This window comes from Hyphomicrobium sp. GJ21, from assembly GCF_001006785.1.
Lineage (GTDB): Bacteria > Pseudomonadota > Alphaproteobacteria > Rhizobiales > Hyphomicrobiaceae > Hyphomicrobium_B.
This window is the reverse complement of sequence record NZ_CDHO01000001.1, coordinates 548,651-573,621: the sequence shown is the minus strand read 5'-3', so window position 1 is coordinate 573,621 and position 24,971 is coordinate 548,651. Positions and strand designations below refer to the sequence as shown.

Genomic DNA, 24,971 nt, shown 5'->3' with positions numbered 1-24,971 from the left:
CGCCGTTCGCGTCCTGTGAATGACGGAAACAAATCCGCCAGCACTTCGACACCCGTCAGCCGCAGTTCCAACATCAAAAACGCGGACTGGCGGCTGAGTGTGCCGGCTGCACCAAATGCGGGTTGGCGGCAATGAAATTGGAGACACAAGATCACCGGCGCGGATCGTTCCCGCTGCGTGAAGCGGTGGACGACGGCGAGGACGCCTCTTCGAAACCGCCGCGCGACTGGAAGCGCATGGTCCTGATTTTCGGACTTGGAGCGTTGTCCTGGGTCGCAACCTATGTCGGCATGCTCGAACTGATCGAAGCCAACATGGGCGACTTGCCGATGATCCACCGCATCATCGTCGGCTTCTCCGTCGCCATGCTGATGACGATGATCATCTGGCTGCTCGACCAGCTCTTTCGTCCGCACCCGCTGACGACCAAACTGTTCTACGCGAGCGGCTACATTTTCCTGTCTCTGATTTCCATAGGATTCGGATTTGGCTTCTACTGGAAGGTTCTCGAAAGCCGCGGAGAAGCATCGCGCTCGGCCGAAAGCGCCGTCTCGCAGGTTCAGAATTCGCTGCATGGCGCCTCGACGCGCCTCGAGCAGTTGCAGGCAACGCTCACGCAATTGACTCAAGTCTCGACCGACAAGGCTGAACTCGAACGCACAAAGGGCACATCATGCCCGAATTCGCGCCCCGGCGACGGACCCAGACGCAAAATGCGCGAGGACGACGCGCAGCGCTTCTCATTCGCATCGGAATTCGTGAAAGGCCGCGTCGGCGCGGTGAACGCCGACATGCACGCCTTGAACGGCGATCTCGCGAAGGTCGTTTCCGCCGATGCCTCGACGTTCGATGCCAAAACAGGCACGCGCAACGAGTTCATGCGCGCGCTCGGCCGCAAGCTCGATCTCACGGTGACGGGCTTCAACGCCTTCCGCACCGACCCGCAGCTCCGCCAGATCCGCTCCGATCTCGCCGACCGCGCCGATCGCACGACCTTCGGTGACGGCAAGGCCGCCGTCTCCTGCCCCGATCCGCAACTGCAAATGGCGCTGCATGGCGTCGTCAAGGCCATCGATCAGCTTCCCGAATTGCAGAAGCCGGAAATCGCGGCCGTCGAAGGCTCCGAAGCGACGATCGAAGCGTTTCGCCGTTTGACGGCGACGTTCTACGGCCTCTTGGCGTTCAAGATGCCGCCGTCCGCCGACGAGCTTCGCGAGTTGCAGAAAAAAGCCATCCAGTCGGTCGAGAACCCGACCGAGGCTTCGGTCCGCGCCCTGCGTTCAGACGAAGCGTCCGGCCTTTCGAAACGCGACTACGTTCCGCTCGCAGTCGCGCTGTTCGTCGATCTGTGTTTGTTTCTCGTGTCGATGGGCCAGCGTCCGGGCAACCGCCTCGACGGCCTGGTGCCAAAAATGAAAGCCGCCGAGCGCGGACCGGTCATCGAAATCCTGTCGCGCTTCAACGACATCCATCGCGACAAACAAGTCCGCGAGAATTTCGAACTGTTCCGCCACGTCGTCTTCGACATGAACGGCGACTACTACGTCGCGGTGCCGCTCGACGCGCCGCCCCGTCTCAGTCCGACTGAACGCGAAAACCTTCGCGTCGAAGCTCAGCTTCTTGCGAACCTGTTCGCGAGCTTCGAGCGCGAGAAAATCTTCAAGCGCACGCTGCTACCGACGCGCGCGAGCATTCAAAGGCGGCTGGCGCGTCAGGGCTCGAAGTTTGCCACCTCGGAATCCTTCCGCGTCTATAAGTTTGCGAACGGCGCCTGGTCGGACATCATCCTCGGCGCGGTGATGGGCGCGGCCAAACGCGCTGAAGCCCGGCGCGCCCAATACCCCGACGATGCAATCGAGAACGACGAAAACGACGAGCCGCACACGACGCCGCCGACGCTCGACATTGGAGCTTTGAAGCCTGCGAACGAGCCCGCAGAGCCGACGCTCTCGTTCGAGCCGAAGATCCGGCCGGCGCCGCCGCGCCCCGCCAGCGTGGCCATCGATCCCGAGCATGAGAAACGGTTCGGTCCCTATGCCACCGCGTATCGCCCGGATGCGGAATCCGGCCGATCTTCGCCCGTCTTCACCGCGCCGCACGCTCAGCGCATGCGCCATCCGCCGCCGCCGCCGCCGCCGCTTCATGAAGCCGAAATCTCTGTCAAAGCCGCCAATAGCAACGCGGCCGCAACGCCGCCGTCCGCTGATCCGCAGCTGGCGACCATTATCCCGATCCCCCGCTCCGAGCACCGCCACAGATCGGCCGACGAGCGCTTGAACGCCGTGCTATCCGAGCCGCTCGCCAGCGTCACGCTGAAGCGCGAAACCGCCACCTTCACGGTGCCGGTCAGCGAGGCCGTCGTTCCGTCATCCTTGCGCGACGCGCTCGCGAAATCTGCCGCCCACCAAACCGGCGCCCAGAGCGATGCCGGCCATCTCGACGCACTGACACCGGCCACCGACGATCTGCTTTTTTGGGAGCCGGATCAAACGCCTGCGGATCAAGAGCCGCTTTCCGCGTCCGACGAAGCCCTGTTCAGGCGCATCGCGCCGCCGGCCGCCGAATGAAAAAAACTTGGACAAAAAAAGAGATAAGGCCGTTCGCCATAAATCGAACCGTGTCGCAACGCTTGTTTAACATTCTTCTCGGCTTAATGGGGCAGCCGAGGCAAGCCAGGGTGCTGCTTCCCCGGCGACCAGTTTGGGCTGACGATAGGACTTACAAATGCGCATTTCTTCACCTTCGCGGCTCATGACAATGTCTCGAACGGATAAGGAAACGCGGCTCAAGGATTTTATCGTCGAAAGCCTCACGGCTCTGGCCGAAGGCCCCGGCGGCAACGGCAGCATTTCGATGCTCGTCCGCAGCGTCGACAGCCCTGCAGCGCGCGCGCTCAGCGCAGCGCTCGCTGAACTCCCGCTCCTTCCGCTCGATATCAGAGTGATCCTCGCCGACACGCGCATCGAAGACGCGACGCTGCCGTCGCTGCGCGACAACGCCGGTATCGAATTCCGCCTTCTGACTGATCCGCGCTTTGGCGCCTCTCACGAGCAGCTCGTCGTCGGCCGCACGCATGTCTGGATCGGCGACTGCCTGCGCCGCGACCCGAACAAGCGCGACGCATTCGAACTCTATCACAAGGCCGACCCCGTCGCGCGCAAGTGCGCCGCCGTTTCGTTCGAGAACCTCTGGTCGCGCGCCAAGACGCTGATGCCGTTGAAGGGCGCTGCTCTCGCCCCGGAAATGATCGCGACCGGAAACGCGTCCGGCTTTCCGTGGTCGCACCGCCAATAATTCCCGGCGCGAACCACACACTCTGAAAATCCGACCTGACTGGCCGCGACAGGGTTAATTCCCTCGCGGCCATCGGATTTGTGCGCCGAAATCATCCCCGCTCGCCACGCGTCTGATAAAATCCGGGGACGATCTGCGCTCTCGTCAGAAAAAAAGCCGCAAGAACGCGCAAGCATCGGCAATTGGCAAATTACCGCCCCGCTTCGGCCGTTGGCTCTTGTTGGGCTTTCGGCTTGCTCACTCCGGAACGATACTCCGCCCGGGCTAAGCTCAGGTGTCCCCGCGCACCGTCACGCTTTACAGGATGGCATCCCATGTTTTTCTTCGCGCGCCTCGCACTGGTCTCCACGCTCCTGCTGGCGACAGTCACCGGCGCACTCGCCGCCGACAAGGTTTTCTTGCACCAGGGCGTCGCCGCTGACGCGAAGCGCTACGAAACCTTCCTGAAGACGAACTGGAAACCAGACGGCAAACCTGCGGCCGTCCTGAAAGCCGACGCCGACAAAGTCTTCGCCTCCGATCCCCGCGCCGCCTCCCGCAGCCTCGCGGCGGCCGTCGTCGCGAACGACAAGGACTGGGCCACTTGGACGCGTCTCGCGGAATCGCTGATCGCGATCAAGCCCGATCCGAATTCCGGCAGCGAACGCTACGATCTTCCGATTTACGCATCCGGCGCCGCCTATCGCGGCTATCAGCTTGCCAGCGCAACGCCGGATAAAGCGCACGCGCTTTACGTCCTCGGCCAGACGCTCGAGCGCCGCTCCTATTGGCGCCCCGCGATCGACGCGCTGAAATTCAGCCTCGATCTCGCCGATGACCAGACGACGCGCGAAGCCTACGACAAGCTGCGGAGCCAGTACGGCTTCCGCATGACCGACTACAAGACGGATAACGAAGCGACGCCGCCGCGCCTCTGCCTCGAATTTTCCGAAAAGCTGAGCCGCACGCAGACGGATGTCGCGAAATTCATTTCCGTCAACGGCAAGGACCCGCAGAATCTCGTCCAGGACGCGCGCCAGCTTTGCGTCGAAGGCCTGAAGCACGGCGAGCGTTACGTCGTACAGATCCGCGCCGGACTTCCCTCGAACGTCGGCGAAAACCTGCTCAAGACATCCGACATCGCCGTGTATGTCCCCGATCGCTCACCCTTCGTGCGCTTCGGCGGCAAAGCCTATGTTCTCCCCGCTCGCGGACAGCAGGGCATTCCCGTCGTTACGACCAACACCAACAAGATCAATGTCGAGGTCTTCCGCCTCGGCGATCGCGCGCTCGCAGCGACATTGCAGTCGGGCGATATGCAGCGCCAGCTTTCGAGCTACGACGTCGACAACATTCGCGATCGCACCGGCATCAAAGTCTACACCGGCACGATGGATATCGCCGCGAAGCTCAATGAAGAGGTGACGACCGCAGTTCCCGTCACCGACGCGACCGGCCGCCTGGAGCCGGGCGTCTACGTCATGGTCGCAACGCCGACGGAAAAGTCGAAGAACGAAAGCTACGAACGCGCGACGCAGTGGTTCATCGTCTCCGACCTCGGCCTGACCGCGTTCACCGGCAGCGACGGCATCCACGCTTTCGTGCGCTCACTCGGCGACGCGACAGCCATTCTCGGAAGCCAGGTCAAACTCGTCGCCCGCAACAATGAAGTGCTCGCGACCGCAACGACCGACGAATTCGGACACGCAAAATTCGACGCCGCGCTGACCAAAGGCGAAGGTGGCGCAGCGCCCGCCATTCTCGTCGCGATGCAGGGCATCGGCGAATATGCCTTCCTCGATCTCACGCTCAACGCGTTCGATCTCTCCGATCGCGGCGTCAAGGGCCGCGATCCGGCAGGCCCCGTCGATGCCTTCATGTACACGGAACGCGGCGTCTATCGTGGCGGCGAAGAGGTGAACATCACCGCTCTGGTCCGCGATCAGTTCGGCAAGGCGTCGGTGGTTCCGACCACGCTCATCGTCACGCGTCCCGACGGCGTCGAGCAATCGCGCACGGTGATGAACAATCAGGGCCTCGGCGGCCGCGACTTCACGCTTCAACTCGCCAAGACCGCGATGAGCGGCACGTGGCGGCTCTGGCTGCATACCGATCCGAAAGCGCCCGCGATTGCGGAACGCGCCTTCCTCGTCGAAGACTTCGTGCCGGAACGCCTCGACATGAAGCTCTCGGCCAACGTGCCCGCGCTGACGCCCGACGAAAACCAGACGATCAGCGCCGACGGCCATTATCTCTACGGCCCGCCTGCCGCAGGCCTCGGCCTTGAAGGCGAAGTCGTCGTGAAGCCTTCGAACAAGGATGTGGCAGGCTTCGCTGGCTACGTCTTCGGACAGGCAGACGAGTCGGTCAATCCGGTGCGCCAGGCGCTGCCGTCCAATCTCGCGATGGACAACGACGGCAAAGCCGCAATCGCCATCACGCTCCCGCAATTGCCGCGCACGCCGAAGCCGCTCGAAGCCGCCATCAGCGTCAAGCTGCGCGAGGCTGGCGGACGCACAATCGAACGTAACCTGACGCTGCCCGTCGACCTGAAGCTCGAGCGCGTCGGCATCAAGCCGTTGTTCGAGAATTTCACAGCTCCGGAAGATCAGAACGCGGGCTTCGACGTCGTCCTGCTCGGAGCCGACAACAAACCCGAAGCGACCGACAATCTGACGTGGACGCTGACGCGTCTCGACACCAATTGGCAGTGGTATCGCCGCGACGGCTCGTGGACGTATGAAGCCGTCACCGTGAAGCGCAAGATCGGCAGCGGCCCGCTGACAATCGCTGCCGACACGCCCGCGCGCATCTCGCAAGCCATCGGCTGGGGCCGTTACCGTCTCGATGTTGCATCGAACGATCCGAACGGACCTGCATCGAGCGTTGTCTTCAATGCCGGCTGGTATACGTCCGGCGATACCGTCGACAGCCCCGAGCAGCTCGACGTCGCGCTCGACAAGGACAGCTACAAATCCGGCGACACCGCCAAGCTCCGCATCGCGACCAAACTCGGCGGCAAAGCTCTCATCACGGTTCTCGGCACCGGCCTTCACCTTCTGAAGGAAGTCGATGTCGAGAAAGGCGGTGGCGAAGTGGACGTGCCCGTCTCCGATACCTGGGGTCCAGGTGCCTACGTCACCGCCCTCCTTTACCGTCCGATGGACGAAACGGAAAAGCGCATGCCGAGCCGCGCCATCGGCATCAAGTGGCTGCCCGTCGATCAGAGCGCGCGCCAACTCAAGGTCGCCGTGACGCTGCCGGATAAAGTGAAATCCGGAAGCAAGATCGACGTGCCGCTGAAAATCGAAGGCCTGACTCCCGGCGAAGACGCGCGCGTCGCCGTCGCCGCTGTCGATCTCGGTATCTTGAATCTCACACGCTACGAGACGCCAGCGCCGGAGAAATGGTTCAATCAGCAGCAGAAGCTGTCGTTTGAAATCCGCGACTTCTACGGTCGTCTGATCGACGGCATGCGCGCCGACCGCGGCAAGCTCCGCTCGGGCGGCGACGCTGGCGGCCCCGCGATGCAGGGCAATCCGACCGTCGAAACCGTCGTCTCGCTCTATTCCGGCATCGTCCGCGTGCAGGAAGATGGCACCGCGAACGTCAGCTTCGAGTTGCCCGACTTCAACGGCACCGTGCGCGTGATGGCGGTGGCATGGAGCGACGATAAAGTCGGCCACGGTTCCGGCGACCTGATCGTCCGCGATCCGGTGGCGCTGACCGTTGCCGTGCCGCGCTTCATGACGCTCGGCGACGAGGTGAAGCTCGGCTTCGACCTGCACAACGTCGATGGCCCGAACGCGCCTTACAAACTGACACTTTCCAAGAAGCACGGCGACGACAGCAACGAAACGCTGACGTCGATCACCGACAAGTCGGTCGACCTCAAGACAGGCGAGCGGAAGATGCAGCGCATCGCCTTCAAGCCCGAGGATCTCGGCCGCCTGACGCTCAAGGCCGTCGTCACCGGTCCGAACGACATCGCCGTCAAACGCGAAATGACGTTCGAGGTTCTGCCGCCTGCTGGCGACATCAAGCGCACGACGATCTCGTCGCTCAAACCGGGCGGCAAGCTGAACATCAGCTCGGATGTGGTCTACGATCTGATCCCGTCGCGCACGCGCATCAACCTGTCGGTCGGCCCCGCCGCACGCTTCGACGTGCCGACGCTCCTGACCCAGCTTGACCGTTATCCGTACGGCTGCGCCGAGCAGACCGTGTCGCGCGCCATGCCGCTCGTCGTCGCCAACGCTCTCGCGGCGCAAGTCGGCATTGCCGAGGACAAGGCGCTGAAGGAACGCGTGCAGACGGCCGTCGCGCGCGTCTTCGAGATGCAGGATTCAACCGGTGCTTTCGGTGTCTGGGGTCCCTCCAACACCGATCTCTGGCTGACGGCCTACGTCACCGACTTCCTGACGCGTGCGAAGGAAGCCAACTACGACATGCCGCGCGAAGGCTTCAATCGTGCGCTCGACCGGCTGCAGAACTTCATCGCGTATGCGTCCGACTTCGAGAAGGGTGGCGAGGACCGGGCCTATGCGCTCTACGTTCTCGCCCGCAACGGCCGAGCGCCGATCGGCGATCTCCGTTACTACGCCGACACGCGCATCGACCGCTTCTCGACGCCGCTCGCGAAAGCCCAGATCGGCGCCGCGCTCGCGATGATGGGCGACAAGGAACGCGCCGAACGCGCGTTCTCCGCGGCGCTTGCGATGATGCCGGACGTGACGCCCGACTTCGGCTATCGCAGCGACTACGGCTCGACCTTGCGTGATGGTGCGGCTTTGGTGGCGCTCGCTGCCGAAACGGGCGTCGCGAAAGCCGAGCAGCCGAAACTCGCGAGCGTCATCGCAAAGGCCTACGAAACCCGCTCCTACACCTCGACGCAGGAACAGGCATGGCTGCTGCTCGCAGCGAAAGCCTTGAACGACGAAGTGAAGGCCGCGAGCCTGTCGATCGACGGCAAGCCGTCGTCCGGACCGGTGCTCCGCGCGCTCACGCCCGCCGAATTGAAGGATGGCGCGTTGACGATCACCAACGACGGCGACGCCGCGGTCGATGCCGTGATCTCCGTCATCGGCGCCGCCCTGACGCCGGAACCGGCCGTTTCGAAAGGCTTCCAGATCGAGCGCCAGGCCTACACGCTCGACGGCAAACCGGTCGATCTCGCGAGCCTCAAGGGCGGCAAGGCGGGCGTGAAGCAGAACGACCGCTTCGTCATCACCGTCAAGGTCACGTCGGAAGACGAAGGCGGCCGCGTCATGGTCGTCGATCGCTTGCCCGCCGGCTTCGAGATCGAAAATCCGCATCTCGTCGAAAGCGGTTCGATCGCGGGCTTGAGCTGGCTGAAGTCGACGGCGTCACCCGAGCACACGGAATTCCGTGACGATCGCTTTGTCGCAGCGTTCAACTTCGCCAACGTCCGCACGACGACGGAGGAGAACAGCTCCGTCGAAGGCGATGCGCCGGAAACGCCGAGCGACGGCACCGTTGCAACGCCGGAAGACCCGGCGCAGAAAAAAGCGCCGCCGGTGTCGGCAACGCTCGCCTACATCGTTCGCGCCGTCAGCCCCGGCACGTTCGTGCATCCCGCCGCGACCGTTGAGGACATGTACCGCCCCGAGCGCTACGCCCGCACCGCCGCCGGCACGCTGACCGTCTCCGCGAAGGAGTAAGCAGCGTGCCCATGCTGCAAACCCTCGCGAAACGTCTCTCTGCGCTTTTCCCTCTCCCCGTTCTTCACGGGGAGAGGGTTAGGGTGAGGGGCAACTTCTGGCGACGTCAATCGCCTCTGCGCCTCATCTCGACCCTCTCATCGCAAACAGGAAAAGGGAGAAGGGACACAGACCCTCCTGAACCACTCTCCGAGGAATACTCAGAGATTCCCCTCCCCCAACGCGGGGAGGGGTTAGGGGTGGGGGGAAGCCACACATCTCATCCTTCCGCCAATGCACGCTCGACCGACACCCCACCCCCGGCCCCTCCCCGTCAAGGGGAGGGGAGAAGTTTCACGCCATGGCGACGGCTGGGGCTTGCAACACTGCTAGTGGCGTTAACCGGCGCCGCCACCACCTACGGCCTCTACGTCAAAGCCTTCGCCGACGCCGGGCCGCTGCTACTTGACGAAGCCAAGGCAACATCGGTCACCGTCGTCGATCGCGACGAGCGTCTGCTGCGCGCCTTCACGACAACGGCCGGCAACTGGCGTCTGCCGATCGATCCGAAGGACGTCGATCAACATTATCTCAAGATGCTGTTCGCGTTCGAGGACAAGCGCTTCTACAGCCACCACGGCGTCGACCCGAAAGCCGTGCTGCGCGCCGTCGGACAATTGCTGCGTCACGGCCGCCTCGTCTCCGGCGGCTCGACGCTGACGATGCAGGTCTCACGCTTGCTCGACGGCAAGCACGAGCGCACCGCGAGCGGCAAGCTGCGCCAGATGGCGCGCGCGATCAATCTCGAACGCAAGCTCTCGAAAACCGAAATCCTCAAGCTTTATCTCCGCCTCGCGCCCTTCGGCGGCAACCTCGAAGGCGTACGCGCGGCCTCGCTCGCTTACTTCGGCAAAGAACCACGCAGGCTCTCGCTCGGCGAAGCCGCGTTGCTCGTCGCGCTGCCGCAATCGCCCGAGCAGCGCCGTCTCGATCGCAACCCCGAAGCCGCGCGCCGCGCCCGCAATCGCGTTCTCGACCGCGCCGTCGCCGCGCACGTCATCACCGCCGCCGATGCCGCGCGAGCCAAGACCGAACGCGTCGTGAAAGCGCGCTACGCCTTCCCGATGCTCGCGCCGCATCTGACCGAAACCCAGGTCGCGACGCATCCGAAAGACGACATCATCAAGCTGACGCTCGATCGACCGCTGCAGGCGAGCCTCGAAAAGCTTGCGACCGAACAGGCACGTCTCATCGGCGATAAGGTTTCAGCCGCCATCGTCGTCGCCGATCACCAGACCGGCGAAATCCTCGCCCAAGTCGGCTCGGCCGGATACATGGACACCGGACGCCAGGGCGCCGTCGATATGGCGACCGCCGTCCGCTCGCCGGGCTCGACGCTGAAACCCTTCATCTACGGCCTCGCGTTCGAAGCCGGTCTCGCCCATCCCGAAACATTGATCGACGACCGCGCGACGCGCTTTGGAACCTATGCGCCGAAAAACTTCGACGAGAATTTCCACGGCACCGTGTCGATCCGCGAAGCCCTCGAACAATCGCTGAATATTCCGGCCGTTCGCGTGCTCGCCCGCGTCGGACCCGGAAAGCTCGTCGGCCGATTTCGCCGCGCGGGCGTCGATGCGCGCTTCCCCGACAAATCAGAACCAACACTCGCGATGGCGCTCGGCGGAACCGGCCTGACGCTCGAAGAAATGACGCAGCTTTATGCCAGCCTCGCGCGCGGCGGCGACAGCATCGCGCTGGTTCACCGCCTCGACGAGCGCGGCCGAACACTTGCCGCGACGCGCGTCAAGCCGCTGGTCAACGCCCATCGCCTGATGTCGCCGCTCGCTGCGTGGTACGTCACCGACATTTTGAAAGATGCGCCACCGCCGCCGAACGCCAAGGGCGGACGCTTCGCTTACAAGACCGGCACCTCCTATGGATACCGCGACGCTTGGGCCATCGGCTATGACGGCAAATACGTTGTCGCTGCCTGGGTCGGAAAGCCGGACAACTCGAGCGTACCCGGAATCCTCGGACGCACCGCCGCTGCGCCGATCCTGTTCGACGCCTTCGCACGCATTTCCGAAAAGCGCGCCCCATTGCAGTCGATGCCCGCCAACGCCATCACGGGCACGAACGCCGATCTTCCCGCGCCGTTGAAACGCTGGCGCGATCCGGGAGACGATCCCGCGAGCGGCCGCTTTCTCGAACCGCCCGTGCTTATTTCTTTCCCGCCCGATCAGTCTGAAATCGAAGGCGCGGAACTCGGCGGTGATCCGTTGATCCTGAAAGCCGACGGGGGCGCGCTGCCATTGACCTGGCTCATCGACGGAACTCCGATAGAGTCTAATCCCCATTCGCGTGAGGCGACGTGGCAGCCGGGAACTGCCGGCTTCGCAAAGCTGACGGTGATCGACGCCAAAGGCCGCACCGACCGCGCGTCGATCAGATTAAGATAGCCGTTCGAAGACGTAGCGGGAACGCGTCCGGCGCGCTAGCTTCCGCTTCGTCTCTTATTGTTCGGACACCTGTCATCGATGATCGACACGATGCGAATTGCGACACGGAATCTTTTATTCCTTGCGATGATGCTGACGCTGGCGGGCTGCCGCGAAGCTCCGCATGAGCAAACATCCTCGCTTCCAGCACTCGGCGCCAACGTCAACGAAACGACGGTGTCGGGCATCTCATCCGGCGCCTACATGGCCGGACAATTCCAGATGGCGCACGCCAAGCGTGTTGTCGGCGCGGCCATTATCGCGGGCGGCCCCTACGGCTGTTCCGAAAGCATTTTCGCGAACACGCTCCCGGGGACCGGAACGGCGTTCCTCAATCTCAGCAAAGCCGTCAACGGCTGCATGCTCGATCTGCTCGAGATCTGGGGCGTTGCCGATCCCGCCGAACTCGCAGCGAAAGCTGAAGCGCGTGCCGCCAAGGGCGAGATCGATCCGATCGCCGACGTCACGCGCGACCGTCTCTATCTTTTCACCGGTACGTCCGACCGCACCGTCGTTCCGTCAATCGTCAAGCACGCCGCCGAGTTCTACGCCAAGCTCGGCGTTCCCGCGGCGAACATCGAACTCGTCTCAAGTTATCCCGCTGGCCACGCCTTCGTCACCGACAATGAAGGCAACGCCTGCGATGTCTCCGCCAAGCCGTATGTCGTCAATTGCGCTTACGATCAGGCGGGCGCATTGCTGAAGCAGATGTACGGCGATCTGCAGCCGCGCACCGAAGCTGCAACGGGCGACTTCATCGACTTCGATCAGCGCCCCTTCGCCGCCAACGATATGAGCGGCAGCGGCCTCGCCGAAACTGGCGTCGTCTACGTTCCGAAGGCGTGCCGCGAAAAATCCGGCTGCCGCGTGCATATCGCCTTTCACGGATGCGCGCAAAATCGCGAAACCGTCGGCAACGCCTTCATCACCGAATCCGGCTTCGCGCGGTGGGCCGACACAAATCGGCTGATCGTATTGTTCCCGCAGGTCGCCGCGTCGCCGATCAATCCGCAGGGCTGCTGGGACTGGTGGGGATATACCGGACCACAGTATTTGACCCGTGATGCGCCGCAGATTGCCGCAGTGAACCGGATGCTCGATGGCTTGCAAGCGGGCGGCGGGGGCGCGTAAAGCCATCCGGCCAGAGGGAATGGCACGACATTCAAAGCCGCACGCCGGCGACCGCATACGGGGAGACACGCTATGCTGATGCGCGAGGCTTTGCTGGCGCCGCTATGGCCGCGCCGAACCGGCACGCTTCCGAGCCTGCCGAGAACAATCCAGATCGCCGTCACCACCGCGACGATGGGATTGCTCGTTGCCGCCGCCGCGCTTCCCGACGATCGCGATGCTGCACCGGCCGCCGCATCAGCCGCGCCCGCATCTACCGCGCACAATCCTGGACGCGAATCCGATTTCGGCGCTTATCTCGGCGCGCCCTATCATTACCCGAGTGATTTCCACCTCAAGAAGACCGGCGTCACCGATCTCACGATCAAAGACATTCCCTGGTACACGAACCCATTCGAAAACCCGCTGTACTACGGCGTCCGCTTTCAGCGCTGGTTCGAAGGCGGCCGCCTCGGCACGATGCTCGACTTCACCCACTCCAAAGTCTACGCGCCGATGAAAGAGGGCGAACGCGCGTTCGAAGGAACGCTCGACGGCAAGCCCGCGCCCGCCTCGGCAAAGATCGGTGACTATTTCAACAAGCTCGAATGGACACACGGCCACAACATGCTGACGTTGAACGGCCTGCTGCGTCTGCCGTCGCTCGGCGTCATTTCTCCCTATGCAGGCGTCGGCGCGGGCATGTCGTTTCCGCACTCCGAAATCCACCTGAAGACGGACGAAAAACGCACGTACGAATATCAGTACACGGGCCCCTGCGCGCAGGCGCTGTTCGGCCTCGAATTCCGTCTCCGCACCGGCTCGATCTTCATCGAGTACAAATTCACGGCAGCCGATTACTGGGGACCTCTCACGGGCCGCGACGGCACCTGGTTCCCGATCGACATGTGGCGGCAATTCTCACGCTGGTGGAGCGGTGAAGAACCGCCGAACGGTTGGGCAGGCTCGAAGCTCATCAGCCATCAGGTGATCGGCGGCTTCCTCGTGCGCTTCGTTCCGAAAACGGCGACGCAATAAGCCTTCAACATCGCAAACTATTTCGCTCGCCGCGAAGAGGCCGCCCGGCTCTTCTTCGCTGGAACAATGGTCCGCAATCGCGCTAGAGCCTCCGCGGACGAGTGGAGTTCGTCGCGAACCCACGTCTCGAAAACCTCGGCGGCCTCCAACTTTCTCGCACCCGCGCGCCGCACCAGATAGTAGCTCGCGCGCGATGCGACGACGTCGAGCGGAGAGACAATCCGTTTCGCACGCAATGCGTCCCCTGCCTGAATCTGGTCGGCGATTGCGAAACCTTGCCCAGCTTCAGCCGCCGCGATCGCCAGATCGCCGTTGAGCGTCGGCCCCGAGGGAACGATCGTTTCAATGATACCCGCAGCCGTAAGCCAAGCCTCCCAGCATTCCTTCGCGGTCTCGCGAATGAGCAGGCTCGGATCGAGATCGCTTGCCGCCGACAGCGGATGCGCGCGCAGGTACGCCGGACTGCACACCAACATCAGCTGCGACTCGACAAGCTTGCGCGCGTCGACGCCCTCCCATTCGCCGAATCCGTAACGAACACCGAGATCGACATCCTCCTTGCCGAAATCAACGAGCCGATGACTCGGGTCGACCACAAGATCGATGCCCGGATGAAGCGACGTGAACTTGGCAATCCTCGGCGCCAGCCACAACGCCGCGAACGAGACGTCCGATGTGACGACCAAGCGCCGGCGGCGACGGGACGGCCGCGCGAACTGACTCGACGCTGCCGCAATGAGATCGAAGCTTTTCGTCAGGCTTTGCGCCAGAGACAGGCCCGCCTCCGTCAACTCAACGCCGCGCCCCGTGCGCTCGAACAGCGGCGTCCGAAATTCTTCTTCGAGCGAACGCACGTGCCGGCTGATGGCGGCATGCGTGACATTCAGTTCGCCGGCCGCGCGCGAAAAGCTCGAAAGCCGGGCGGCGGCCTCGAACGCCTTCAAGGCATTGAGAGGAGGCAGTTTACGAACCATGCCTGATGTAACAAAAACTAACAGGTCATGTAAAGCAATGCCGTTTGTCTAAACCGTTCTGCGGACACACCATTCTCTGGCTTTTCAGGAAGGAGCCAGCAAATGATGCGCGTGATCAACCACCTGATCGAAGCGATCGAGAGTTTGATTTTTCACTCGCGCAACCGGCGCGACGATCGCAAATGACCTCAAGCGAGATCAGAACCGCTTCAGCAGCCGGTCGATGTAATCAAGCTCGTCCTGTGGACGAAGGCTGTCGCCCGACCGCTTGCGCAGCTCTTCCAGAATTTCGCGCGCCCGCTGCGCGTCGATGGCATCCGGCACTTTGACCGACGTTCCGAGATCAGGCCCCTGCGCGCGTTGCGGCCGCCCGAGCGGATCGCGCGGAGAATTACCGCCGCGCCCGAGCCGCTGCTGCGCATTCTTCTGCATCTGCTCGGCCATCTGCTGTGCACTCTCGCGCATCTGCTGCAGCGCTTCCGCCTGCTGATTGCCTGCCTCGTCGAGATCGTTTTGCTTCAGCGCGTCTTCGGCGTTACCCATCGACTTCTGCGCATTACCGAGCTTATCCGGATCGCCGGAGCCCATTTGCTCCAACTCTTTCTTCAATTGGTCGAGCTGCTCGCGTAACTGCGCCTGCCGGTCCTGCAAGCCGCCCTTGCCGCGCTGCTGCCGCCCGACGTTGTTTCCGTCTCTGCCCTGCTGGCCTTCGCCCTGCTCGCCGCCGCCTTGGCGACCGGGGTCCATACCGCTTTGTCCGCCTTGCGGCGTCCGGCCTTGCTGGCCTTTTCCTGCTTTCGGCGAGCCTTGCCCGTTAGGATCGTCCTGCGAACCGCCCTCGGGCTGCTGACCGCCTTCCCGGCGCCGCTGCTCCTTGAACGTATCGTCCATGAGTTCTTGCTGCCGGCGCGCAAGATTATCGAGTTCGTTGAGCTTCTTCATCATCTGCTGCGTGCGCTGCTGCTGCGCCCGCGACTCCGGCGTATTGTTCGCCTGCAGACGGTCCATCAGCTCGCGCAATTCCGACAGCATGCGCTCGGCCTCTTCGCGCGACCCCTGGCGCGCGTTTTTCTCGAGGTCCTTCATCATCTGATCGAGATCTTGCTGGCCCAGCTCCTGCATCTGATCGTCTTGCTGCTGGTCGCCCTGCGGATTTTCCTTATCCGCGTTTTTCTGCATCTCGTTGAGATAATCGTTGAGCCGCTTTTTCAGCTCCGCGAGCGCGTCCTGAATTTCCTTGTCGTCGCCCTTCTGCAGCGCATTCGAAAGCTGATCCTGCGCATCTTTAAGCGCACGCTCGGCCTGCGAAAGATTGCCGTCCTCGACCTTGAGCGCGATCTGCCAGAGTTCGTCGACCGACTCCTTCAACGTCTCGCGCGACATCTCGCGATCGAGCCGATGATAGATCGCGCGCAATCCCAGATACACGGACGTATCCGTGATGAAGCCTTCAGGCTCCATCGTCAGCGCATCGAGAGCTCGGGCGACGGTCGACCGGTTGCGCGAGTCCTCCGCCAGCTTCCGGCGCTGCTCGATCAACGCCCGCGCCAGCGGATTCTTGAAACGCCGCGCAGGCAGCACGATTTCGATCGGCTTGCTGCGTCCGACCTGACCGCCGACATCGGTTGCTTGCAGCCACAGCCGCACGCGCTGCCCGGCCCACGGATGCTCGCCGATTTCGAGCAGCGTGGATGATTCAACTTTCTTCGCGCCCGGTCGCGGAATCTTGAGGCTCAGGACCGGCGGCGGCTCGAGCGGCAATCGCGGCCCGGTGAGCGGCGGCGGCCGTGCCCACGACGTCGCCGGATCGCCGGCCTTCGGCGGCAATGGCTGGACTTTTACTTCCGCGCTGGCGACGCCGTAATCGTCTTCCGCGGCATACGTCATCCGCATCGACCCGCGCGGCGTGCCGGTGATCTCTTTCGTCATCGCGATCGTCGGCGGCTCGTCGACGATGACGTCGAACGTCCATTGTCCAAGCTCGCGCGAGCCGGACAGCGCTCGAATGCGAGACGACTTGCGAAGCTCGTAGCGCACTTCCGCAACGCTCGACGTATCACCCGCCTTGCGCGGTTCGGGCGTCACGCGCGTCACATCGGGCGAACCGTCGCTTAACACCTCGAGCGCCACCCCGTCCGAACCAAAGCCGACGCCGCGCAGCGTCAGCAGGCTGTGATCGGGAACCTCGAAAAAGCGCTTCTTATTTTCATCGTCGGCAGATGCCTGCTGCGAACCGTCGGACAGCAAAACCGGCGGCAGCGCCGTATAGGGCGGCGGCGTGACCCAGGCATCGACGCGCGTCGGCGTACCAGGGCCCGCGACGCCGAAGCGAAACGCCGACGCGAGCCGGTCACCAAGACTTCCCGTCACCAAAAGCGCAGCCGGAATCAGCAGCAGCATCGCAAGCCCGCGCAAGGCCCACGGATCGAAACGATCCGTCCGCGGCCGCGGATTGCCGACGCGCAGCCGCGCGATTGCGCGCGCCAAGCGCTCGCGATGCGCCTGCCAAAGCGCCGACGTTTCAGCATTCGAGGTGCCGGACGAAAGCGTGTCTTCGTAAGACGTAGCCGGACGATGCGGAATTCCGGAACGCCGCTCGATGCGCCGGATTGCTTCATCGCGCGTCGGCCACGGAATGCGCGCGGCATAGATCGCGGCCGCAAGCGCCGCCGTCGCGAACGCCGCGAGCAACGCCTTATGGACGAAAGGATCGAGATAAGGCCAGACGCCCGCGAACGACACCAGCGCAAACAACAGCGCGATGCCGATCAGCAGCCATAGTCGCGGCCACAGCCGCTCGAACACCAGAGCGAACGTGCTGAGGCGAACTTTGCGCGCAAAAGACCGCGACAGCGCGGAACTCTGATCCGTGGTGTGAGGGTCAGCCATTAGGTCTAGCCTAACATGGGCAAAACGCCCCGTCCCTTAACAAAATGCAACGTCGCCGCCCGGCGAAACGCCCGTAACTTCAACGATTATCGGGCGCAATTGTTGCCGAATTCCGGTCTGTCCCAGCAGCCGCTATCCCACCAACGTCAAGTCCGCCTTCGCGGCCATGACGGAATGGGAAATGGAACCGAGCGCGGCTGGCGCAACGGAGCGAAAGCGCGAGTTCAATCAACCCGCGATCCACGGCGGCAGCTTATCCGCGCCGATGAGATCGTCGTAGCTCGGGCGCGGCCGGACGACCGCATAACGATCGCCGCTGACCAGCACTTCCGGAACCAGCAAGCGCGTGTTGTAAGTCGACGACATCACCGCCCCGTAAGCGCCCGCCGTCATCACCGCCAGAAGATCGCCCGGTTCCGACGGCGGCAGCGCTCGATCCTCGGCGAGAAAATCACCCGTCTCGCATACCGGTCCGACGACGTCCTGCTGCACCGGAGCCATATCGTTGCGCTGCTCCGCGACCGGCCAGATCTCGTGATAGGCTTCATAGAGCGTCGGCCGGATGAGATCATTCATCGCCGCATCGACGATGGTGAACGTCTTGTCCTCGCCTTCCTTCACGTAGGTGACGCGCGTCACGAGCAGACCCGCGTTGCCGACGATCATGCGGCCCGGCTCCAGCACGATCTTCAAACCGAGATCGCCCAGCGCGGCTTTGACGACGGCCGCATATTCATCCGGCGTCGGCGGGATGTCGTTGGCGCCGCGATACGGCACGCCGAGCCCGCCGCCGATATCGAGATGCTCAAGGCGAATACCATCTGCGATCAGATCGCGCGCCAGATCGTGCAACAGCGCGAAGGCATCGCGGAACGGCGCAAGATCGGTGATCTGGCTGCCGATGTGCATGTGAATGCCGGAAATCTTGAGGCCCGGCAGCTTCGCCGCCCGCGCATAAAGTTCGCGCGCATCCTCGAACGGCACGCCGAACTTGTTTTCGGCCTTGCCGGTTGAAATCTTCGCATGCGTTTTCGCATCGACATCCGGATTGACGCGGATCGCGATCGACGCCGTCTTGCCGAGCGCCGTCGCAACTTCGCTCAGCGCCAGAAGCTCCGGCTCACTCTCGACATTGAAGCCGAGAATGCCTTCCTCCAGCGCATACGCCATCTCGCCACGCGTTTTGCCGACGCCTGCGAAAATGATCTTCGAGGCGGGAACGCCTGCCGTCCGCGCGCGCCGAAGCTCGCCCTCCGAGACGACGTCCATGCCCGCGCCCAGCCGCGCCATCGTCGCCAGCACCGCCTGATTGGAATTGGCTTTGACCGCGAAGCAGATCAGCGCCTTCTGATCGCGGAACGCCTCAGCCAGCACTTTGTAATGACGTTCGAGCGTCGCCGTCGAATAGACATAGAACGGCGTCCCGACCTCGTCCGCAATGCGCGCGAGGCTGACGTCCTCGGCATGCAGAATGCCGTTCTTGTAGTGGAAGTGGTGCATGGGGCTGATCAGCTTACGGTTGGAATTTTCCAATCGTCATGCCCGCACCGCAGTGGCCCGTCCAGACTTATCGTCTGTGTCGCGGCTGGAATTTCAAATTCTGGTTGTCGAAGGCTGGAGTGCTTCCGGAAAAGCTCTAGCGCAGCAGCGGATCGAGAACGAAGCCCTCATGCGGCTTCTTCGGCGCATCCGAATTGGAGCCTGGATCGCGCGCATCCGGAGACTTCGCTTCGCCCGCGACCTTGGCCTCGGGCGGCGGCTCAAGCGGTCCCTTAACGCCACAGCCCGCGAAGCCGAACCCCACCGCGCACAGCAGGGCCACGGCCACCAGCGACTTGAGGCGCAAAAGCGCTGCCATACGTGCGTGTCTCCAAAACCCCACGGCCCGGAAAAGCGGGCAATCTGCCAGCCTGTTCTAGCCCTTCGCGCGGTCCTTTTCCAACCGCCGCAGCCAGTGACGCGCCATTTTGAGGACGTTCTGTGGCGCAGTTCCCCCATAGCTGGTTCGGCTCTTGACCGAGTTTTCGACCGAAAGCACCGAAAAGACGGCCTTCGTGATCTTGGGCTCGATGGCCTGCATATCGGCCAGCGGCAACTTGTCGAGGTCGAGACCCTTCGTTTCCGCCGCCTTCACGATCGAGCCGGTGACGTGATGCGCGTCCCGGAACGGCATCTTGAGTTCCCGGACGAGCCAGTCGGCGAGATCGGTGGCCGTCGAATACCCGCGTCCTGCGGCAGCGCGCATGGCCTCCGGCACCGGCTCCAGATCGCCGATCATGCCCGCCATCGCCGCCATCACGAGCCTGAGGCTCGCCAGCGCGTCGAACGTCGTTTCCTTGTCTTCCTGCATGTCCTTCGAGTAGGCGAGCGGCAGGCCCTTCATGACCATCGCGAGCCCCTGGAATGCCGCCGCGATCCGCCCCACCTTCGCGCGCGCCAGCTCGGCCGCGTCCGGGTTACGTTTTTGCGGCATGATCGACGAACCGGTCGTGAACCGATCAGACAGCTTCACGAAGCCGAACTGCGGCGTCATCCAGATGACGATCTCTTCCGCGAGCCGCGAGAAATGAATGGCCGTAATCGTCGCCGCCGCCAGCGTTTCAAGCGCGAAATCGCGGTCCGACACGCCATCGAGCGAATTCGCCATCGGGCGGTCAAAGCCCAGCGCTTCCGCGGTTCTCTTCCGATCGATGGGGAACGACGTCCCGGCGAGCGCCGCCGAGCCCAGCGGGCTCTCGTTCAGCCGCTTGCGGGCGTCCGCGAAGCGGCCCCGGTCGCGCGCGATCATTTCCACGTAGGCGAGCAGATGATGTCCGAACGTGACGGGTTGCGCCGGTTGCAGATGCGTGAACCCCGGCATGACGGTCGCGGCATGCGCTTCGGCTTTTTCCGCCAGCGCCTGCTGTACGCGCTCCAGAGCCGCGTCGATCCCATCGATCGCATCGCGCACATAAAGCCGGAAATCGGTCGCCACCTGATCGTTGCGCGAGCGCGCCGTATGCAGCCGCCCGGCGGCCGCTCCGATCAAGGTTTTGAGCCGGTTCTCGACGTTCATGTGAACGTCTTCCAGCGCCACCGAGAACTCGAACGTCCCGGCGTCGATCTCCGCCTGGACCTGGTCAAGCCCTTTGACGATCTCCTTCGCGTCGGATTTCGTTAAAATACCGGCTTCCGCAAGCATTTGTGCGTGCGCCTTTGAGCCGCGAATGTCCTGCGGCGCGAGTCGCTTGTCGAAGCCGATGGAGGCATTTATCTCCTGCATGATCTCGGCCGGAGACATTTGGAAACGGCCACCCCACATGGCGTTGGCGGGCTTATCGGTCACGAGCGGCTCCGTTTAGCGAGAGAAACAAGGGTCCCAGATGGCAACGAACAACGCGGTTGGGCTGCAGAAGGCTCTTTGGATCGTGGCGCTGACAGCGCTCATCGGGTTCGGCGCCGTATACGTTATCGGAGGCGGGTTCGACAACGCAGGTTCAGAAAAATCCGGCGCCGTTGCCCAGGATTTCTCTGCCCCGAGCGTCGGCGCATCGGGTGAATCGTCATTCAAGTTCGGAAAAATGGCAGCCTTCGTCGCCAAGAAGACGCCGGAGCCGCTGCCGGACATCAAATTCCAGGATGCCGCAGGCAAGGAACTGACGCTCTCGAGCCTCAAGGGCAAAACAATCCTGCTGAACCTCTGGGCGACGTGGTGCGGCCCGTGCCGCGAGGAAATGCCGGCTCTGAACCGCCTGCAGGCTGAACTCGGGGGCGACAAATTCGAAGTCGTCGCGCTGAGCCTCGACCGCAAAGGCTACGAGGCCTCGCGCAAGTTCCTCGACGATCTGAAGGCCGACAAGGTCGTGCTTTACGCCGATCCGACCGCCAAGCAGGGCATGGAGCTGAAGCTCCTCGGCATGCCGACGACGATCCTGATCAACAAGGATGGGCTTGAAGTCGGACGGCTCGCCGGCTCGGCCGAGTGGGATTCCGACGACGCCAAAAAGCTCATCCAGGCAGCGATGAACTAGCCCGCCCACAAACGTCATCCCCGCGCAGGCGGGGATCTATCCCAACATCAGGATTTACGCAGAGATCGAACCTGGACGGATCCCGGCCTTCGCCGGGATAACGTCCTTGGCGACGAATTACTTCTTTTTCGCTTTGACCTTCTGCGTCAGCGCGGAAGCCGCAACCGACTTCGCTTGCTTGCTGGCCGTCTTGCTGCGCAGGATTTTGGAGGCAGCCGACGCGACCTTCTTGCCCGTCGTTTCCTTCGGGTTCCTGGACTGAGTCAGCGCCGAAGCGGCAACCGCCTTCTCGGCCTTCGATGCGGATTTGCTGCGAAGAACCTTCGAAGCCGCCGAAGATACTCTCTTGCTAGTGGTTTCTGCTTTCGCCATGGACGTCGTTTCCTTGTTGCGAGGGCCGCGAAACGGCGGTCCGACGAGGCGGCAACATGTCAGATTCGCTTTCGTCAAGGAATTACTGGCACGCCCGAAAGCATGCGATTTCTTTGGCATGAGGGCGCGAGCGCTCCACGCCCGCCCGAGCCGCCACCCATGTCCTTCAATATCCGCGATCAAGCTCGAATTGACAGGTTTGCGCCAAGAGGCGACAAGGCCCATCGGCATTTTTAAACTGACGACAATGACGGAGATAAGATCGAAATGGCCGCCGCTGATACCCTTCGCGATCTGCAGAAGACCATCGAGAGCGCGTGGGACAACCGCGATGCCGTTTCGTTTGAAACCAAAGGCGAGGTCCGCGACGCCGTCGAAACGTCCCTCGGCCTTCTCGACACTGGCGCGGCGCGCGTCGCCGAAAAGAAAGATGGCGCCTGGACGGTCAACCAATGGCTGAAGAAAGCGGTCCTGCTGTCGTTCCGTCTCAACGACATGGAAACGATCTCGGGCGGCCCGGCAGGCAGCTTCTACTGGGATAAGGTGCCGCCGAAGTTCGCCGGATGGACCGAAGCCGACTTCCGCAAGGGCGGCTTCCGCGTGCTCCCCGGAGCCATCGTCCGCCGCTCGGCCTACATCGCTCCCGGCGCCGTCCTGCTTCCTTCGTTCGTGAACCTCGGCGCCTACGTCGACAGCGGCACGATGGTCGACACCTGGGCGACGGTCGGAAGCTGCGCGCAGATCGGCAAGAACTGTCATATCTCGGGCGGCGCCGGCATCGGCGGCGTTCTGGAACCGCTGCAGGCAGGCCCGGTCATCATCGAGGACAACTGCTTCATCGGCGCCCGCGCCGAAGTCGCCGAAGGTGTTCAGGTAGGCGAAGGCTCCGTGCTGTCGATGGGCGTCTATCTCGGCGCTTCGACCACGATCATCGACCGCACCACGGGCGAGAAATTCTTCGGCAAGGTGCCGCCGTACTCGGTCGTCGTCTCGGGCTCGATGGCGGGCAAGCCGCTGCCCAACGGCGAACCTGGACCGAACCTCTACTGCGCCGTCATCGTCAAGCGCGTCGATGAGAAGACGCGCTCGAAAACGAGCATCAACGAGCTGTTGCGAGACTGATCGTGCCCCTGACCTATCGAGCGCTCGATCCCACAAAAATTGTGGAGACCATCGAAAGGCTCGAAGAGCGCATCGCGTCGCGCTTTCCGGGGTCGGGACTATCGCGGGTTTGCTCCGATCTTGCCGGCGTCGCCAAGCAGACGTCGCAGCGCATCACGTATGTTGATCGTCCGAACTGGACGCTGCGTCTGCTTCTGCTGGCGATGTCAGGCTCCTCGCTTCTGATCCTCGTTTATCTCGGGTCACAGGCGGCAGCACTGAAAGGCACCGACGAATGGTCCGAGACCGTTCAAGGTCTCGACGCGCTGTTCAATCTTCTGGTGCTTCTCGGCGGCGGCGCGTTCTTCATCTCGACGCTCGAAACGCGCTGGAAGCGCGCCCGCGCGCTGACGGCGCTGCACGAACTGCGCTCCATCGTCCACGTCATCGACATGCACCAGCTGTCGAAAGACCCAAGCTCCGATCGCCCTCCGACGGTCGGCGGCAAGAGCGGCGATCGCAAGATGTCGCTGTTCGAACTCATGCGCTATCTCGACTACTGCTCGGAAATGCTTTCGCTCACGGCAAAGTGCGCCGCGCTCTATGCTGAACGTCTGAGCGACTCCGTCGTCGTCGATACCGTCGGCGACATCGAGCGCCTGACCTCCGACCTCTCCAGCAAAATCTGGCAGAAGATCACCATCATCGAAACGCTCGACGGCCGCGATGTCCCGCTGCCGACGATCGAGCAGAGCCAGAGGACCTCCGCTTCGTCATGACGCTCAATCCCACCGACCCCGTGACCCTGACGCAGGCCCTTATTCGCTGCGAAAGCGTGACGCCCGACGAAGGGGGCGCGCTAACGCTGCTGCAGAACGTGCTGGAGCCGGCAGGCTTCACCTGTCACCGGCTGGTGTTTTCGGAACCCGGCACGCCCGACGTCGATAACCTGTATGCACGCCTCGGCTCGGGCCGGCCGCATCTATCCTTCGCGGGCCACACCGACGTCGTGCCCGTCGGCGATGAAAAGGTCTGGACGGTCCCGCCGTTCTCCGGCGACATCCGCGACGGCAAGGTCTACGGACGCGGCGCCGTCGACATGAAGGGCTGCGTGGCAGCTTTCGTTTCCGCGGCCCTGAAATACATTCATCATCATAACGGCCTGCCGCGCGGTTCGCTGTCATTCCTGATTACGGGTGACGAAGAAGGCCCCTCGATCAACGGCACGATGAAAATCCTGGATTGGCTGAAGTCGCGGGACGAAGTCGTCGACGCCTGCCTCGTCGGCGAACCGTCGAACCCGAAGGCTTTGGGCGATGAGATCCGCATCGGCCGGCGGGGCTCCGTCAACGCCGAGATCGTCGTTCACGGCAAGCAGGGACATTCCGCCTATCCGCAGATCGCCGACAATCCCGTGCCGAAGCTCGCACGCCTTATTGACCGCTTGTCGACGGCAAAGCTCGACGACGGCACGCCGGACTTCCAGCCGTCGAACCTGCAAGTCACGGTCATCTCGGTGCCGAATACCGCGACCAATGTCATCCCCGGCCAAGCCGTCGCCAAGATCAACATCCGCTATAACGATCTCTGGCGCCGTCCGACGATCGAAGCCTGGGTTCGCGACAAACTCGCACACGCAGCGGCCGAAGTCGGAGCGAAGTATGAAGTCAGCTTCTCAGGCACCGGCGACGTCTTCCTGACGAAGCCCGGTCCTCTCGTTTCCACGCTGACAGACGCCGTTCAATCCGTGACCGGCCGCATTCCAAAGCTGACGACCGGAGGCGGCACGTCGGACGCCCGCTTCATCAAAGACATTTGTCCGGTCGTCGAATTTGGTCTGGTCAACGCCACAATCCACCAAGTCGATGAGCACACCAGCATCGCCGATCTCGAACAGCTGACCGAGATCTATGGCCGCTTCATCACGAATTATTTCCGTACTGAATAACAGTTCGGCGCTGGGCGCTGGCGGCCGGCTCCGCGAAGCGGAGTCGCCAGCGCCAAACAAAATCCAGCGCCAACAAAAAAGGCCGCCTGATCGGC

Annotated in this window: 16 protein-coding genes; 10 read left to right on the top strand and 6 right to left on the bottom strand. The window is 63.0% G+C overall.

Annotated elements, in window-relative coordinates; all coding sequences use genetic code 11:
* Window positions 1-131: 131 nt before the first annotated feature.
* The 6 genes from HYPGJ_RS02720 to HYPGJ_RS02695 all read left to right on the top strand — a co-directional run bounded on the left by HYPGJ_RS02720 (window position 132) and on the right by HYPGJ_RS02695 (window position 13,582).
* On the top strand, window positions 132-2,567 hold the full coding sequence (locus HYPGJ_RS02720) for a hypothetical protein (RefSeq protein ID WP_046845716.1): 2,436 nt from the start codon (window positions 132-134) through the stop codon (window positions 2,565-2,567).
* Window positions 2,568-2,757: 190 nt separating this feature from the next.
* A complete protein-coding gene (locus HYPGJ_RS02715) occupies window positions 2,758-3,294 on the top strand; it encodes a hypothetical protein (RefSeq protein ID WP_244465984.1) in 537 nt (178 codons plus the stop codon).
* A gap of 314 nt (window positions 3,295-3,608) precedes the next feature.
* Entirely contained in the window at window positions 3,609-8,954 is a 5,346-nt protein-coding gene (locus HYPGJ_RS02710) for an alpha-2-macroglobulin (RefSeq protein WP_046845714.1), read from the top strand.
* A gap of 371 nt (window positions 8,955-9,325) precedes the next feature.
* On the top strand, window positions 9,326-11,395 hold the full coding sequence (gene pbpC / locus HYPGJ_RS02705) for a penicillin-binding protein 1C (protein WP_244465983.1): 2,070 nt from the start codon (window positions 9,326-9,328) through the stop codon (window positions 11,393-11,395).
* Between the two features lie 78 nt (window positions 11,396-11,473).
* Window positions 11,474-12,565 (top strand): poly(3-hydroxybutyrate) depolymerase, encoded by a 1,092-nt coding sequence (locus HYPGJ_RS02700; protein ID WP_052750768.1) that lies wholly within the window; start codon window positions 11,474-11,476, stop codon window positions 12,563-12,565.
* Window positions 12,566-12,637: 72 nt separating this feature from the next.
* Complete coding sequence (locus HYPGJ_RS02695; RefSeq protein WP_046845713.1) at window positions 12,638-13,582, top strand: hypothetical protein; 945 nt, start codon at window positions 12,638-12,640, stop codon at window positions 13,580-13,582.
* 17 nt (window positions 13,583-13,599) lie between these two features.
* Here HYPGJ_RS02695 and HYPGJ_RS02690 read toward each other — a convergent pair whose 3' ends face one another.
* The 5 genes from HYPGJ_RS02690 to argH form a co-directional block, all read right to left on the bottom strand.
* The gene (locus HYPGJ_RS02690; RefSeq protein ID WP_046845712.1) at window positions 13,600-14,556 is read right to left on the bottom strand and encodes a LysR substrate-binding domain-containing protein; all 957 of its coding nucleotides are present in this window, start codon (window positions 14,554-14,556) and stop codon (window positions 13,600-13,602) included.
* A 198-nt stretch (window positions 14,557-14,754) separates the two neighbouring features.
* Window positions 14,755-17,445 carry a TIGR02302 family protein gene (locus HYPGJ_RS02685; RefSeq protein ID WP_046845711.1) on the bottom strand — a complete coding sequence of 897 codons (2,691 nt, stop codon included), beginning with the start codon at window positions 17,443-17,445 and terminating at the stop codon, window positions 14,755-14,757.
* 228 nt (window positions 17,446-17,673) lie between these two features.
* Entirely contained in the window at window positions 17,674-18,945 is a 1,272-nt protein-coding gene (gene lysA / locus HYPGJ_RS02680) for a diaminopimelate decarboxylase (protein ID WP_046845710.1), read from the bottom strand.
* 136 nt (window positions 18,946-19,081) lie between these two features.
* Window positions 19,082-19,303 (bottom strand): lipoprotein, encoded by a 222-nt coding sequence (locus HYPGJ_RS02675; protein WP_013214082.1) that lies wholly within the window; start codon window positions 19,301-19,303, stop codon window positions 19,082-19,084.
* A gap of 57 nt (window positions 19,304-19,360) precedes the next feature.
* Window positions 19,361-20,770 carry an argininosuccinate lyase gene (argH, locus tag HYPGJ_RS02670; protein ID WP_083984000.1) on the bottom strand — a complete coding sequence of 470 codons (1,410 nt, stop codon included), beginning with the start codon at window positions 20,768-20,770 and terminating at the stop codon, window positions 19,361-19,363.
* Window positions 20,771-20,807: 37 nt separating this feature from the next.
* On the opposite strand from argH, the gene HYPGJ_RS02665 reads away from it, so the two are divergent.
* Window positions 20,808-21,455 (top strand): TlpA family protein disulfide reductase, encoded by a 648-nt coding sequence (locus HYPGJ_RS02665; RefSeq protein WP_046845709.1) that lies wholly within the window; start codon window positions 20,808-20,810, stop codon window positions 21,453-21,455.
* A gap of 117 nt (window positions 21,456-21,572) precedes the next feature.
* Here the strand turns inward: HYPGJ_RS02665 and HYPGJ_RS02660 are convergent, their stop codons facing one another.
* Window positions 21,573-21,827 (bottom strand): hypothetical protein, encoded by a 255-nt coding sequence (locus tag HYPGJ_RS02660; protein WP_013214079.1) that lies wholly within the window; start codon window positions 21,825-21,827, stop codon window positions 21,573-21,575.
* 267 nt (window positions 21,828-22,094) lie between these two features.
* Between HYPGJ_RS02660 and dapD the strand changes: the two genes are divergently transcribed.
* The 3 genes from dapD to dapE are packed head-to-tail and all read left to right on the top strand — an operon-like array spanning window position 22,095 to window position 24,876.
* Entirely contained in the window at window positions 22,095-22,949 is an 855-nt protein-coding gene (dapD, locus tag HYPGJ_RS02655; RefSeq protein WP_046845708.1) for a 2,3,4,5-tetrahydropyridine-2,6-dicarboxylate N-succinyltransferase, read from the top strand.
* Between the two features lie 2 nt (window positions 22,950-22,951).
* Window positions 22,952-23,707 carry a hypothetical protein gene (locus HYPGJ_RS02650; RefSeq protein ID WP_052750767.1) on the top strand — a complete coding sequence of 252 codons (756 nt, stop codon included), beginning with the start codon at window positions 22,952-22,954 and terminating at the stop codon, window positions 23,705-23,707.
* Window positions 23,704-24,876, top strand: a complete 1,173-nt coding sequence (gene dapE, locus HYPGJ_RS02645) for a succinyl-diaminopimelate desuccinylase (RefSeq protein WP_046845707.1) — start codon at window positions 23,704-23,706, stop codon at window positions 24,874-24,876. Before HYPGJ_RS02650 ends, dapE begins: the two co-directional genes overlap by 4 nt.
* Window positions 24,877-24,971 lie beyond the last annotated feature (95 nt).